We start from the raw sequence: 14,488 nt of genomic DNA, 5'->3' as shown, positions 1-14,488 counted from the left end.
AATGGGATCCGATGGCGGACAAACCACTTGGCGTCCTTTGCGGGAACCTGGCGTACCTTGCGTTTAATATCAACCGCGAAGTTCGCAACGGGATCGCATGCCGGCATAAAAAAACACCGGTCATCAACCGGTGTTCCATATCGTTAAACAGCATTTTTATATTATGGCTGATACGCCACCGCCGTTTGCTTTGAAGTGCCCAGTCCTTCAATTCCCAGCTCGATCACATCGCCCGGTTTTAAATACCAGGGCTCGGGTTTCTGGCCCAAACCCACACCCGCCGGGGTTCCTGTAGAGATCACATCGCCGGGCAGCAAGGTCATGAACTGGCTCAGGTGACTGATCACCTGTTGAATATTGAAAATAAAATCTGAGGTGGTAGAATTTTGCATTTCCTTTCCGTTCACCGTTAACCAAAGGTTCAGGTTATTGGGATCTGCAATTTCATCGGCTGTTGCCATAAAAGGTCCCAGTGGTGCAAACGTATCGCAGCTCTTGCCTTTTACCCACTGGCCGCCCCTTTCGATCTGGAACTCCCGCTCGCTGTAGTCATTATGCAATGCATATCCTGCTACATAATCCAGCGCGTCTGCTTCTTCCACATAGGAGGCTTTTTTACCGATCACTACAGCCAGCTCTACTTCCCAGTCCGTTTTAACCGAATTCCTGGGTATGATCACATTGTCAAAGGGCCCGCACAAAGCGGTAGTCGATTTAAAAAAAACGACCGGTTCCTTTGGAACGGGGGCATTAGTTTCCTTTGCATGCAGTGCATAGTTCAGCCCGATGCAAATGATCTTGGAAGGACGGGCCACACAGCTGGCCCAGCGCTCGCTCTCATCTACTTTTGGAAGGCCGGCGGTATTTTCCGCAACAAATTCCTTCAGGCGTTCCAGGCCGTTATGCTCAAAAAAGGCCTCATTATAATCTTCTCCAAATGCGGAGGTATCATAACGCGCATCTCCGATAAGCACCCCTGTTCTTTCTTTGCCCGGCTGCCCGAATCGTATTAATTTCATATCCTCGTTTATTTTTATTTCTTAATTATTCAATTTTATGAATCCCCCGTCGATGGGGTAATCGCAACCGGTAATAAACCCGGCTTCGTCGCTGCACAGGTATAAGATCAATGCGGCTATTTCCTCCGGTTTGGCCATGCGGCCGATGGGTTGCGTTTTTGATAACTTATCAAACATTTCGGCTTCCCGGCCGGGATAATTTTTTGCCAGGAACCCATCAACAAAGGGAGTGTGCACCCGTGCAGGAGAAACACAATTACAGCGGATGCCATCGCCGATGTAGTCCTTGGCCACCGATAAGGTCATGGCCAGTACCGCTCCTTTGCTCATGGAGTAGGCAAAACGATCGGGCAGTCCTACGCTGGAAGCAATGGACGCCATATTGACGATCACACCCCCGCCCTGCGCTTTCATCCGGGGAATGGCCGCATACAACGTATTGTATACCCCTTTTACATTCACATTATAAACCCGGTCAAAGTCTGCTTCGGCGGTCGTATCTGCCTTCCCGATATGGGAAATACCTGCACTGTTTACCAGTATATCGATCGCCGGCAGTTGTTCAAATGCCGTAACCACATCGTCCTGGCGGGAAACATCCAAAAAAATGCCTTCGGCGCTACCACCGGCAGCCTCAATTTCCCCGATCGTCTGCAGACCGGCTTCTTTATTAAAATCGGCCACGATTACCCGGGCCCCTGCTTTTGCGAGCAAAAGGGCCACTGCCTTTCCAATACCGCTTCCGCCTCCTGTTACTACGGCGGTTTTACTGATTAATTGAAACATAACTAAATATATACGCTTAAAATTAAAATGGTGCGGCTAATTTACCACATAAATGATAAAAAAATAGTGTAAAAGGAGTATTCCGTTGAATAAGCAGTACCTTTTTTACCGCTACCCCGGCCTGCCACCGTTTTAGTGCCACTACGATTGTGCGTCATTCAATAGGGAGACTTTTAACGATAAAGTGCACCATTAAACCCGCAACGGCGCGGTGCATCCATTGAACGGCCTTGCCGCCCCTGGTATTTGTGGCCGCCGGAACCTAACCGCAACAGGAATACTATGCCCGTCAAACGCTCAAAATACTACATCTGATTTCAGCATTGCTCAGCTCCGGAGGAGCAGTGTGTTTATAGCAAATGTGTCGTTTTAATCAATCCGGCTCCTGTAGGAGCTGCGTAAAATTCCAGGCCCAACAAACACGCGGCTTCTACAGGAGCCGGGGTTTCCTCTCTTTAATAACCTTGCTATAAACACGAGGCACTTACAGTGCCGGAAAATGCTCCTGGAGCGCTCTTTTTACCCAATTTAGATGCGTTTGCCCTTCAGAATACTAATAATTTTAGCATCTTCATACACTTATTGATTCATTTAGCGTGTTATAAGCCATATAGCTAATTATTGAAATTATAAGCACTTAAGCTTATAATTAAATTTATAAGTTAATTAGCTTATATTTGTAGAATGATCGCCATTATTACGGGAGATATCATCCGTTCAGAAACAACGGATCCAAAAGAATGGATGCCGCTATTGAAAAGTTTTTTAAAAAAGCAAGGCCGGGCGCCGGCAGACTGGGAGATCTACCGGGGTGATGCCTTCCAGTTAAAACTGCCCCCGGCGGACGCCCTCTTTAAAAGCATGCTCCTGAAAAGTATGATAAAACAACAGGCCAACCTGGATGTACGGCTCAGCATCGGGCTGGGAGACCTGTCTTATGAAACCGGAAGAATAACAGAATCGAACGGAACGGCATTTGTAAGATCCGGACGGAAATTTGACAGCATGAAAGAAGAAAAGACCACCCTATCCCTGGCTACGGGTGATGAAAAGGCCGACATCACGCTAAACCTTATAGCCCGTTTTGCGTCGCTGGTCATTGACAGCTGGAGCCCGGCAGCAGCGGAGGTGGTGCAGCTGTTCCTTGAAAAGCCCGAGTGGAACCAGCAACAGATCGCAGCACAATTAAAGATCAACCAGTCTGCGGTAAGCCAGAGCCGCAAACGTGCCCAGCTGGATCTGCTGATGGATTTTAATAAATTTTATCAAACAACGATAACCAGTCTTAACACATGATGCTATTCATAAAATTGCTGCTCGCACATTTACTGGGTGACTTTGTGTTACAGCCCTCCCGCTGGGTAGAAGAAAAAGAACGTAACACCTATAAAAGCCCCAAGTTATACCTGCATGTCCTCATTCACTTTGTGCTGATCCTGCTCATTACCATGGATGCCCGCTACCTGCCCCTGGCAGCATTTATTGCAGGCACCCACCTGCTGATCGATCTTGCCAAGCTCCGGTTCCAGGCCCCCCGCACCCGGAAAGCATTTTTTGTTCTGGACCAGGTATTGCACCTGCTGGTGCTTGCCGCCGCCGCCTGGTGGATGGAGCCCTTTACATTGCAGCTGAGCACCGCACAGGTAAACGCCCTGTTGATCATCACAACCGGCCTGGTGTGCCTGACCACACCGGTTTCTGTGGTCATAAAACTGGTGCTATCCAAATGGGCCCCTGCAACAGAGATCAGGAGCGACATTATCGAAACCCGGTCCCTTCAGCACGCGGGTATGATGATCGGGTATCTTGAGCGCGTACTGGTCCTCATCTTTATCCTGAACCAGCAATGGGTGGCTATCGGGTTCCTCGTAACCGCTAAGTCTGTTTTCCGTTTCAGCGATCTCAAGGCGGGCCAGGACCGGAAGCTGACCGAATACATCCTGATCGGCACCCTGCTGAGCTTTGGGATCGCCATTGTAGTGGGCGTGCTCCTGCAAAACCTGTTGCAGCACAAAAGTATTGCCGGTTAAAAACGAACGTAGTCTGGGTAGCGGATCATCTGAAAGATCCGGCTAACTTTGTTACCGGCAAACAATAAAGCTCCTATTATGCGCCATACCCTATCCATTGCTTGCAGAGGTTGATTTAACCAGGCAGGAGGCTGATAATTTCGCCGTACCGGTTGATCTGATCGAGATCCGGAGCAGGAAGCTACTTATAAAACAAACACCCGCCAATCCCTTAAAAAGATGAGCGCACGATCCTGAAAGATATCATTATCCGTAATGCAATCGTTTGTACATCCCCCTGGATCTATCGCACCTCACTGCGCAATCGTTTCCATAAAGCATTTTTTTCCGGCACCGGTTCGGTACTTTTACACGACCATTTTTAATATAATTCAGCTATAATGAATCTGAAGTCCGGAAATGCCCTTTTAAAAAAAGGGTTCGCTGCCATGCTCCTTGCCATAGCAACCATCTTTACTGTTACAGCGCAGGTAAAAGTTTCCCCCGCGGCAACTGCTAAACCCGCCGCCGATCCCCTTACTATTACCGGTGCAGAAAAGATCAATCCCACCACTGTAAAGATCCGGCTCAGCAACCACCAGGAGCTGCTGCTCGATTTCTACGGTGAGCATATCTTCCGCATGTTTGCAGACCCTTCGGGAGGAACGCTCCGCACACCGGAAGCAACGCCCCCGGCTTCTATTCTTACAGGCAGCCCCCGTACAACCGTTTCAAAACTGAACATAAAAGATGATCCCCGGCAGATCATTGTTGCCACCAACGCCGTTACCATTACATTCAGCAAGGCCACAACACTCCTGAAGGTCACCAATAACAAAAACAGGCAAACCGTACTGCAGACTGTTGCCCCTGTATTGTTCGACAAAAAAAACACCAGCCTGAAACTGAAAGAAAGCCCGGCAGAATACTTTTATGGAGGCGGTGTACAAAACGGTCGTTTTTCCCACAAAGGAAAGATCATTGCCATCGAAAACCAGAACAGCTGGACAGATGGAGGCGTGGCATCTCCTACTCCCTTTTACTGGTCTACCAACGGATACGGCTTTATGTGGTATACATTTAAAAAAGGAAAATACGATTTTGGAGCTAAAGAAAAAGATGTCGTAACCCTGTCTCACGAAACCAACTATCTTGATGTATTCTTTATGATCGACCAGGAGCCGGTGGCATTACTGGGCGATTTCTATCAGCTTACGGGCAACCCTGTACTCTTGCCTAAATTCGGCTTTTATGAAGGGCATTTGAACGCCTACAACCGCGATTACTGGAAAGCCGATACAGTGGGCATCCTCTTTGAAGATGGCCAGCGTTATAAAGAGAGCCAAAAAGATAACGGCGGCATCAGAGAATCACTCAACGGGGAGAAGAGCAACTATCAATTTTCTGCGAGAGCAGTGATCGACCGCTATAAGGCTCATGATCTTCCGTTAGGATGGATCCTTCCCAACGACGGCTATGGCGCCGGTTACGGGCAAACAAGTACCCTGGACAGCAATATCCAAAACCTGAAAGCCTTTGGCGATTATGCCCGTAAAAACGGCGTACAGATCGGGCTTTGGACTCAATCAGATCTTCACCCGAGAGACAGCATCCCTGCATTGCTGCAACGCGACATTATTAAAGAAGTAGGTGTGGCCGGGGTGCGGGTATTAAAAACCGATGTAGCCTGGGTGGGGCCAGGATACTCCTTTGGCCTGAACGGTGTGGCCGATGTAGGCCATATTATGCCTCAGTACGGGAACAATGCAAGGCCCTTTATCATATCCCTGGACGGGTGGGCCGGTACACAACGCTATGCCGGGGTTTGGAGCGGTGACCAGACCGGCGGTGTATGGGAATACATCCGTTTTCACATCCCTACCTATCTCGGGGCGGGCCTTTCGGGGCAGCCCAATATCACTTCGGATATGGACGGCATCTTTGGCGGCAAAAATCCCAAAGTCAATACCCGGGATTTCCAGTGGAAAACCTTCACCCCCATGCAGCTCAATATGGACGGCTGGGGTGCTAATGAAAAATATCCGTATGCATTGGGAGAGCCGGTCACTTCCATTAACCGGACCTATCTTAAACTAAAATCGGAGTTGCTGCCTTACACATACAGTATTGCCCGGCAAGCCGTAAACGGGCTGCCGATGATCCGTGCACTGTTCCTGGAATATCCCAGCAATTTTACCTATGGCAAAGCCACGCAATACCAGTATTTATATGGACCCTGGTTCCTGGTTGCTCCTATTTACCAGGAAACAAAAGCCGATGAAAAAGGAAATGATATCCGCAACAATATTTACCTGCCCCCCGGTAGCTGGATCGACTATTTCTCCGGGGACCTGTATAGAGGGAACCAGGTATTGAACAATTTTGATGCCCCCCTCTGGAAACTCCCGGTATTTGTAAAAGCCGGCGCCATCATACCCATGGCCAACCCCAACAATAATATTACACAGATCGATAAAACAGCCCGGGTCTATGAGCTGTATCCCGCCGGTAACAGCTCGTTCACCGAGTATGACGACGATGGCTTCACGGAAGCCTACCGATCAGGGGCCGGTGCCACTACCCTGATCCGCTCCACGGTGCAAAAAAATACGGCAACCATAACCATCCAGCCCACCAGGGGCCACTATGACGGATTTGTAAAGGATAAAACAACGGAATTCAGGATCAATATAACCCAAAAGCCCACCGGCATTGCGGCAACAATAGGCAAAACCAAGGTACCCCTGACAGCGGCGCTGACCATCGACGATTTCCGGAAACAGGAAAATGTTTATTACTATGACGCAGCCCCCAACCTGAACCGTTTTGCTACAACCGGGAGCTCCTTTGCACAAACGGCCATTACCAAAAACCCGCAATTGCTGGTAAAGCTGCAAGCCACTGATATTACGGCCCGGCCCATCACGCTTACAGTAAGCGGCTTTGTTTTTGCCCCCCGCGAGCATTTGCGCCGGCAGCATGGCCGGCTTACGGCTCCAACACAGGCACAGGTTACAGATAGCAACCGGCAGGCCTATACCTTAACACCCAGCTGGAAACGGCAGGCCAATGCCGATTTTTATGAGATCCTTTTTAACGGCCAGCAATATACGACCATCAGAGATACCAGCCTGCTGTTTGACGGGCTGATCCCCGAAACCGGTTACCGGTTTCAGCTCAGGGCTGTCAATAAGGACGGGCAATCGCCCTGGACCACCATCTCTGCAAAGACAAAAGTAAACCCGCTGGAATTTGCTGTTAAAGATATAATGGCCACGGCATCGGCCCCCGACCAGGAAGGAAGCGGGATCAGCCAGCTGGTCGACTTTGATGAAGGCAATCTCTGGCATACCAAATGGGGTACAAAAGCGGTTCCGTTTGACATTGTACTGGACTTAAGATCCGTAAACCAGCTGGATAAGATCCAGTACCTGCCGCGGACCAGGGGCAATGGTGTACTGCTCAAAGGAAGCATCGCCTATGGTACAAGCAAATCCGGCTGGACCGATGCCGGCACCTTTGAGTGGGCAAAGAACGGCGATACCAAGGAATTCCGTTTCAACAACCACCCTACGGCACGCTATATCAAAATTTCCGTAACAGAAGCGGTAGGCGACTTTGGCTCCGGGCGCGAGCTCTATGTATTTAAAGTACCGGGGTCAGAAAGCTATATCCCCGGCGATATCAACAGCGATCATATCATCGACAACAATGACCTGACCTCTTACATTAACTACACCGGGTTAAGAGCAGGCGATGGTGATTTTGAGGGCTATATCAGCAATGGCGACATTAACAGGAACGGGCTGATCGACGCCTACGATATTTCCAATGTGGCCACGCGCCTCGATGGAGGTGCAGATATGACCACTGCTGACACACTCCAGGGGCGTATCGAAATTTCGACGGCAAAAAAAATATACAGCAAAGACGCAATGGTCGAGGTCGTTGTAAAAGGCATCAATCTTAAAAGTGTGAACGCGCTGAGCTTTGCGTTGCCTTACAATTCGCAGGACTATGAATTTGCAGGCATTACCCCGCTTCATCTAAAAGAGCTGGAAAATATGACCAATGACCGGCTGCACAGCAATGGCAGAAAAGTGTTATATCCCACATTCGTCAACATCGGCGATCAGCCTGCACTGGAGGGAACCCAGGATCTCTTCATTATAAAACTGAAAGCAAAACGCGATATAAATTTTGATCTGAAACCGGTTGACGGCCTCCTGGTAGATAAGCGGCTGAATACAATAAGCTTTTAGGAAAAGGCGGGCTACCGGTACGATACAGGTAGCCCGCTATCCAGAAGCAAGAAAAAAAGAGATTGAATACCAGCAACTAATAACGGAAATAAAAAAAACATAAAAAAAAGTGCTTATATATTGAATAAATAATTAGCTTTATGGAAGCAGTGATACTTTAAGGCTATGTCTGACAATAAGAACTATACCACCCCCGCTAACGTACATGATAGATACAATGTCATCTTAAATGAGCTTTTGAGAACCCTTGAATTAGTAGCCAATAAGCGCATTGAAGAAACCCAGTTAAGCCAGCAGCTGTTGGAAATAGGTATAGATACCGGATTGATATCCGATTTTAAAAAATTGCTGGAAAATCCCGTTTCCCATTTTCTCGATTCAAAGGACAGCATAAACAGGGTATTGTCTGATGCGTTGACTAAGATTGTTGCAACGTATCTGTACAACAATAAAGACATTGTAAAACATGCTTTCCGGACAAAAGTAAGCAGCAATGGAGCCCTGCATTTTTCCATCGTGCTGAAAGAAGACACCTATGAAAACAGGGGGCAGCTTTTGAAATTTTTAACCGGCTACAAACAGTTTGAAAACTGGGAAGCACATCCGATAAATTTCCAGTTTGTTCCGGAAAGACTCATAAGTAAAATTGAAACTATAGGACAGATCGTATAACCCGCTATTCCTTTTAATGAAAAATCACCTTAATCAGGCCCGTCATAACGAGCGCCTCCATGGTTTGATGTGCACTAATTTCTCCGATAACTATTTTGATTGGAAGATTACCTGTCTATTTTATATCGCATTTCATGGCATTCAGGCTTTGGCCGTACATCGGAAAGTAAATTTAGGGAACCGGCATCATGAAATAATACAAAATATGAAGCCCGGGAATCCCAAAAGAACGCTCACGGTCAAATCTGATATATATGAAGCGTATGACGCTTTGTTTACCTATTCATGGACTGCCCGCTATGATGGGTTCTCGGACTTTGAAACGTTTCAGGAATTAAAAAAGTACGATCACTAAGATGCACTAAGAAGATTTCAATACTTGAAAAAATATTTAAATAGCAACGGCCTTACATTCTGAGAAGTCAAAAGAACAATCTCAAGTGCGCCCTCCGTACCATAATCCGTTCCTTCCCGTTTTTATCTTCGTAACTATAATATAATGGGCTAACAGTATTTCAAGCACAATTAGGGTCGCAGATAACCCTCGCAATATTGCCAATCTAAAGAAAATAGCAGTCAATGCTCAATATTTGGTACTATAAAAGTACCTATTATATCGCGCAACAAGAAACGATTAAACACCATTAAATACAACAAAAGCCGCTTTGGGAGCGACTTTCAGCTATCTTCTATTATTTTTCAACACTTTATCAAAAGTGTTTCCGAGGTCTCGTTTAGGTCTCGAATTTTCTCCAAAATCAAATATACTTAAAAGAACTCAACAGGCAATAACAGGACTTGAAACCCTTTACTACAGTGCATTTCATGAGAAAACCCGCTACCAGAGCGGGTTTCAGTGTTTATTTCCGAGGTCTCGAGCGGATTCGAACCGCTGTACGAGCTTTTGCAGAGCTCTGCCTAGCCACTCGGCCACGAGACCATCTTTCTCAGATTACCCGTCCCTGGGGGCGGAATCCTGATCCGGACCTGCATCCGGCCATTTAATCTTTGAAGGCTGGCAAAAATAGGATATTTTTGATAAATAATAACAAAGATTAAAGACCTTTTTATGAGCAGGATCGCAGAATCGGAATTGATCATCAATAACAGGGGGGCCGTTTACCACCTGGATCTTCGTCCGGAGGAGCTGGCGGGTACTGTGGTTACTGTGGGCGACCCGGACCGGGTGGCCGAATTCAGTAAATATTTCGACACGGTGGAGGTCCGGCGCCAGCACCGGGAATTTGTGACCCATACCGGTACTGTGGGCGGTAAACGGCTTACCGTACTTTCATCCGGCATTGGCCCCGACAATATCGATATTGTCATGAACGAACTGGATGCCCTGGTCAATATCAACTTTGAAACAAGGGAGATCCGCCCGGAGCTGAACTCCCTCAATATAATAAGGGTGGGCACTTCCGGATCGTTGCAGGCCGATATCCCGGTAGACAGTTTCGTAGCCGCTACCCATGGGCTGGGTCTTGATAATCTTTTAAATTTTTACCGCCCGGAGGAAACGGATGAAGAAACCCAATTGCTCCAATCCTTTGTTACCCACGTGCAGATGCAGGGCCTGAGCACTCCTTATATCACGGGCGCCGCTCCTTCCCTGCTGAAACATTTTGTAACCGGCTTTCACCAGGGGATCACGGTTACCTGCCCGGGGTTCTATGGCCCCCAGGGGCGGGTGCTGCGCCTGGGCGTAAGAAATCCGCAGCTCATCGACCGCCTTACCGATTTTAGTTTCGGACAACACCGGATCACCAATTTTGAAATGGAGACCTCTGCTATTTTCGGCCTGGGAAAATTACTGGGCCATCATTGCCTGGCAATCAATGCTATTGTAGCCAACCGGATCGTGAAGGAATTTTCCCGGGACGGGAAGGCTGCTGTAGAAAGATTAATTATACAATTTTTGGAAACTTTTAAAAACAATTTTTAGCCGGGCGGCAGCACAGGGGGCAACCATCTTGCTACGCTCCGTTCATCGTTCCGGCTACAATGGCATCAGGATCGAAAAACAATAGCCTACTATTGACTATTCACTTTTACTATTAACAATGAACCTAACATTTTATAAATACCAGGGCACCGGAAATGATTTTATATTAGTAGACAACCGGGAGGGTGCTTACACAGGCCTTACAGAAGCGCATATAAAAAACCTGTGCGACCGGCGTTTCGGTATCGGGGCCGACGGATTTATGCTCCTCAATGAAAAAGAAGGCTACGACTTTGAAATGGTCTACTATAATGCCGATGGCAGGGAGGGATCCATGTGTGGTAACGGAGGACGCTGCATCGTGCAATTTGCCAGTGACCGGGGTATCAAAAAAACAACCTATCATTTTATCGCCACCGACGGTCCGCATGATGCAACTATCGAAGATGGCGAGATCGCATTAAAAATGAAAGACGTGGATGGTATCCAGGCGCACAAAACCGATTCGGTCTTAAATACCGGTTCTCCGCATTATGTACAACTGGATACGGATGTTATGAGCCTTGATGTTTTCAAAGAAGGACAGAAAATACGGTACAGCAAAGAATTTGCTGAAAAAGGGATCAACGTCAATTTTGTGCAGGTCAAACAACCCGACACCCTCATCGTGCGCACTTATGAGCGGGGCGTTGAGAACGAAACCTTTTCCTGCGGTACCGGGGTAACCGCAGCCGCGCTGGTCTATTTTCATAACGACAACGGGTTTAATTCTGTAAATATTGAAACCCTTGGCGGAAAATTAAATGTGCGTTATAGCAGGGAACCTAACGGATCCTTTAACAACATATGGCTCAAAGGCCCTGCCGTAAAGGTCTTTGAGGGCAGTGTAAGCCTGGATAACAATGATTAAATACTTCAGAAATATTGACCACCACACCGTTGAAATTTTTGAGCCGGAGAATGACAGCTGGGTAAACGTTGTTCCGCCGTTAAAGCAGGAGGAATTCAATGAACTGTCGGAACAACTCGAAATACCAATCGACTTTCTGACGGATTCGCTGGATATTGATGAGCGCAGCCGTTATGATGAGGACGACAACGTAAAGCTGATCGTTATCAAAACGCCAACGGAGAACAATTCATTCAATGAAAGTGATGCCTATTATATTACCATCCCGATCATCATCATTTTAACCCACAACCATATTGTTACCGTAAACTCATTTGAAAATCCTGCCATCAAAAAGTTCCTGAACACTTTTCAAAACCGCCAGCCGGATAAAAAAAATATGATGGTGATCAAGATCATTGAAAAGATCATCCAGAACTTTATGGAGTACCTCAAGGAGATCAATCAGAAACGGAATGTCATCGAGCAAAAGCTCTATGATGCCAACAAGAATGAGCACCTGCTGGAACTGATGAAGATCCAGAAAAGCCTGGTGTACTTTGTAACAGCGCTGCGCTCCAATGAACTGCTGCTGGCTAAAATACAACGCACAAAATTCCTGCAGCTTACGGAAAATGAGTTCGAACTGCTCGAAGATCTTATGGTAGATAACTCACAGGCACTGGAAATGGCGAATATCTACACCAATATCCTCAGCAGTACCATGGATACTTTTGCCAGCATTATTGCCAATAATCAAAACCAGGTATTAAAGCGCCTGGCCATCGCCACCATTGTACTGAGCTTCCCGGTTTTGATCGCCAGCATCTTTGGAATGAATGTGCCCAGTGGCTTTGAGCATTCCCCATACGCGTTCTATATTGTAGCGGTGCTCTCCCTGATACTGGCGGTAGTGCTGGGTGTGCTGGCTTTCAGAAAAAAAATACTCGAATGACATTAAAATCATTTAACATCCGCGTGTACGGTATTCTGATGAACGAAAAAAAACAGGTACTTGTCAGCGATGAGCGGATCTATTTTAACAACCGGGAGGTCACCAAATTCCCCGGCGGCGGCCTGGAACTGGGAGAAGGTACAAAGGAATGCATTGTGCGGGAATGTAAGGAAGAAATGAATGCAGACGTAGAAGTCGTAGACCATCTGTATACGACCGACTTCTTTCAGGAGTCGGCCTTTAATGAAGAGCACCAGCTGATCTCCATTTACTATATCGTACGGCCCGTTGCCCCCCTGCCCTACGTTGTTAACAATGGGCCTGCCATTTATCCTGAAACGATCACCGAAAATTTCCGCTTTATCGACTGGGAGCATTTCTCAGCCGATGCAATGACCCTGCCCATTGATAAAATTGCAGCGGCGCTTTTAAAAGAACGGGGATAAGCAGTGCATGCCACTGAAACGCAGAAGCACAGGTCTTTTTATGCTCCTGTAATAGCTCCACTGCCTGGTGCTTCAGCTGCTTTAGCCGGAAAAGATTCAAGCACCTCCGTATTTTATTGCTTCTATGGCAGATAGCGGGGACACCAGGCTTCCCGCAAAGAACACAGCGTTGCAGAAAAATGTTATATACCCCTTCGGCCCGGACACTCTGCGGGTGTATGACAAATCTCCCTATGCTGCATTTTTGACCAACTCGACCAGGATATTCCATCGCTCACTTTTTTTATAGGCTCTGAGATTGGCGATTTGCTGTGCGCCGGAGACGGACCACCGTTGTCCGGAAAGCTTTAGTCTTTGCTGCACGACGTTTCTATGTGCTGCTTCCATCGCCCCGGATCCAATTAGGTATCCTTGATCCAAATAGGTTTTGTACTGCATGCGCGCCTCATTACTTTTATAGTAGCGGAGTACGTCATCTAAAGCCTGCCGGGTCTGGGGGGCATGAACATTCAGCTTTTTCAGCTCTTTGATGATATCAGCTACCTCATTATTCAACAACCGCAGCTTTTGTACATCAAGCCACTGCTTGCGGTATTCGTCATCCTGATAACGAAGCAAGGCATAGTTGGCCAGTTTCTCTATCGCGTGAAAGAAATCCAGTATCTGAACACTTTGGCTGTAGGCATCTTCCACATAATTCCAGATCCACTTCGCACCATCAGCTATGAAAATCTTTTTCTCATAAGGCTCAATATGTCGTTCCCATTTTTGTAGAAAACTTTTGCTGCTGCCCAAATGACACAAATAATCAGAATGGATAATAGCATTGCGATCCCGTTGTATGCTGATACAGGCGCTCTGTGTAAATGCCCGTCCCACCTTTATCTCCATCCAATCGTTCTGACGGGTCTGAATCATACTCCCATCAAACATTACATATACCGGCTCCTGAGCAGATTTAAACTTTAATACCTGCTTTTCTGAACAATCCTGCTCAATGTCTTCGAGCCGGGCTCCATAGTGTTCACTTATACGCTGGGCCTGTTTAGCGCTAAATTTTAAGCCCAACAGTGCCGATAATAAATCCTCAACTTCCTGAAAAACACATTGTTGGGACAATAAGCAAACCAACTCCTGCAATTTTGCACTCACCCCAAAATGCATCGTCCCCTGGCATAATGGATGCGTTTTAGCTACTTCTATCTTCCCTAAAGTGGTTTGAAGTTTTTTTTTCATTGTGACTTCCCGGAAGTTTACCCATCGACTTCTCCAACAAAATCCGATTCATCCGACGGACTACCTCTAAAAATTTTGTCTCGTAATCGTATCCATCGGTGATTTGACCTTCTTGTTCCAACCAGGTGTCAATTTCTGTTTCCAGGGATTTTAAGATCGCTGATTTTAATTCTTCTTTAGATTCTTTGGACATAGCTATAGGAGTTAAATTATTCAATACCCCTAAATTATCAACTCTTTCCCGGATTCGGTAGATTTGTCATACACCC

13 protein-coding genes and 1 tRNA gene are annotated in these 14,488 nt (G+C 47.0%); 9 read left to right on the top strand and 5 right to left on the bottom strand.

Translation table 11 applies throughout. The features are described from left to right. Positions 1-161: 161 nt before the first annotated feature. A complete protein-coding gene (locus BLS44_RS25925) occupies positions 162-1,019 on the bottom strand; it encodes a fumarylacetoacetate hydrolase family protein (RefSeq protein ID WP_090393674.1) in 858 nt (285 codons plus the stop codon). Between the two features lie 21 nt (positions 1,020-1,040). After that, positions 1,041-1,805, bottom strand: a complete 765-nt coding sequence (locus BLS44_RS25920; RefSeq protein WP_090393673.1) for an SDR family NAD(P)-dependent oxidoreductase — start codon at positions 1,803-1,805, stop codon at positions 1,041-1,043. 684 nt (positions 1,806-2,489) lie between these two features. Here BLS44_RS25920 and BLS44_RS25915 point away from each other — a divergent pair. The 5 genes from BLS44_RS25915 (at position 2,490) to BLS44_RS26735 (ending at position 9,103) form a co-directional block, all read left to right on the top strand. Next, positions 2,490-3,101, top strand: a complete 612-nt coding sequence (locus tag BLS44_RS25915; RefSeq protein ID WP_090393672.1) for a hypothetical protein — start codon at positions 2,490-2,492, stop codon at positions 3,099-3,101. Next, positions 3,098-3,835: a DUF3307 domain-containing protein gene (locus BLS44_RS25910; protein WP_090393671.1), complete on the top strand. Its 738-nt coding sequence runs from the start codon at positions 3,098-3,100 to the stop codon at positions 3,833-3,835. The genes BLS44_RS25915 and BLS44_RS25910 overlap by 4 nt, the downstream gene beginning before the upstream one ends. A gap of 380 nt (positions 3,836-4,215) precedes the next feature. Next, positions 4,216-8,076, top strand: a complete 3,861-nt coding sequence (locus BLS44_RS25905; RefSeq protein ID WP_176954564.1) for a TIM-barrel domain-containing protein — start codon at positions 4,216-4,218, stop codon at positions 8,074-8,076. A 165-nt stretch (positions 8,077-8,241) separates the two neighbouring features. Further along, positions 8,242-8,748 (top strand): hypothetical protein, encoded by a 507-nt coding sequence (locus BLS44_RS25900; protein WP_090393670.1) that lies wholly within the window; start codon positions 8,242-8,244, stop codon positions 8,746-8,748. Between the two features lie 205 nt (positions 8,749-8,953). Then, entirely contained in the window at positions 8,954-9,103 is a 150-nt protein-coding gene (locus tag BLS44_RS26735) for a hypothetical protein (RefSeq protein WP_176954563.1), read from the top strand. Between the two features lie 514 nt (positions 9,104-9,617). Here the strand turns inward: BLS44_RS26735 and BLS44_RS25890 are convergent. Beyond that, a tRNA-Cys gene (locus BLS44_RS25890) sits at positions 9,618-9,688 on the bottom strand. Between the two features lie 129 nt (positions 9,689-9,817). On the opposite strand from BLS44_RS25890, the gene BLS44_RS25885 reads away from it, so the two are divergent. From BLS44_RS25885 to BLS44_RS25870, 4 genes are all read left to right on the top strand, one after another. After that, on the top strand, positions 9,818-10,693 hold the full coding sequence (locus BLS44_RS25885) for a nucleoside phosphorylase (protein ID WP_090393668.1): 876 nt from the start codon (positions 9,818-9,820) through the stop codon (positions 10,691-10,693). A gap of 118 nt (positions 10,694-10,811) precedes the next feature. Beyond that, the gene (dapF, locus tag BLS44_RS25880; protein ID WP_090393667.1) at positions 10,812-11,603 is read left to right on the top strand and encodes a diaminopimelate epimerase; all 792 of its coding nucleotides are present in this window, start codon (positions 10,812-10,814) and stop codon (positions 11,601-11,603) included. Then, entirely contained in the window at positions 11,596-12,537 is a 942-nt protein-coding gene (locus tag BLS44_RS25875; RefSeq protein ID WP_090393666.1) for a magnesium transporter CorA family protein, read from the top strand. The genes dapF and BLS44_RS25875 overlap by 8 nt, the downstream gene beginning before the upstream one ends. Next, positions 12,534-12,983: an NUDIX domain-containing protein gene (locus tag BLS44_RS25870; RefSeq protein ID WP_090393665.1), complete on the top strand. Its 450-nt coding sequence runs from the start codon at positions 12,534-12,536 to the stop codon at positions 12,981-12,983. Before BLS44_RS25875 ends, BLS44_RS25870 begins: the two co-directional genes overlap by 4 nt. 231 nt (positions 12,984-13,214) lie before the next feature. Here BLS44_RS25870 and BLS44_RS25865 read toward each other — a convergent pair whose 3' ends face one another. Together BLS44_RS25865 and BLS44_RS25860 are read right to left on the bottom strand one after the other, a co-directional pair. Continuing rightward, the gene (locus BLS44_RS25865) at positions 13,215-14,219 is read right to left on the bottom strand and encodes a hypothetical protein (protein ID WP_143019675.1); all 1,005 of its coding nucleotides are present in this window, start codon (positions 14,217-14,219) and stop codon (positions 13,215-13,217) included. Then, the gene (locus BLS44_RS25860; RefSeq protein WP_090389202.1) at positions 14,173-14,412 is read right to left on the bottom strand and encodes a hypothetical protein; all 240 of its coding nucleotides are present in this window, start codon (positions 14,410-14,412) and stop codon (positions 14,173-14,175) included. The genes BLS44_RS25865 and BLS44_RS25860 overlap by 47 nt, the downstream gene beginning before the upstream one ends. Positions 14,413-14,488: the final 76 nt, after the last annotated feature.

This window comes from Niabella drilacis (assembly GCF_900101395.1).
In the GTDB taxonomy this organism is placed as follows: domain Bacteria; phylum Bacteroidota; class Bacteroidia; order Chitinophagales; family Chitinophagaceae; genus Niabella; species Niabella drilacis.
The sequence above is the reverse complement of the archived record's forward strand: the minus strand, read 5'-3'. Positions and strand labels throughout refer to the sequence as shown.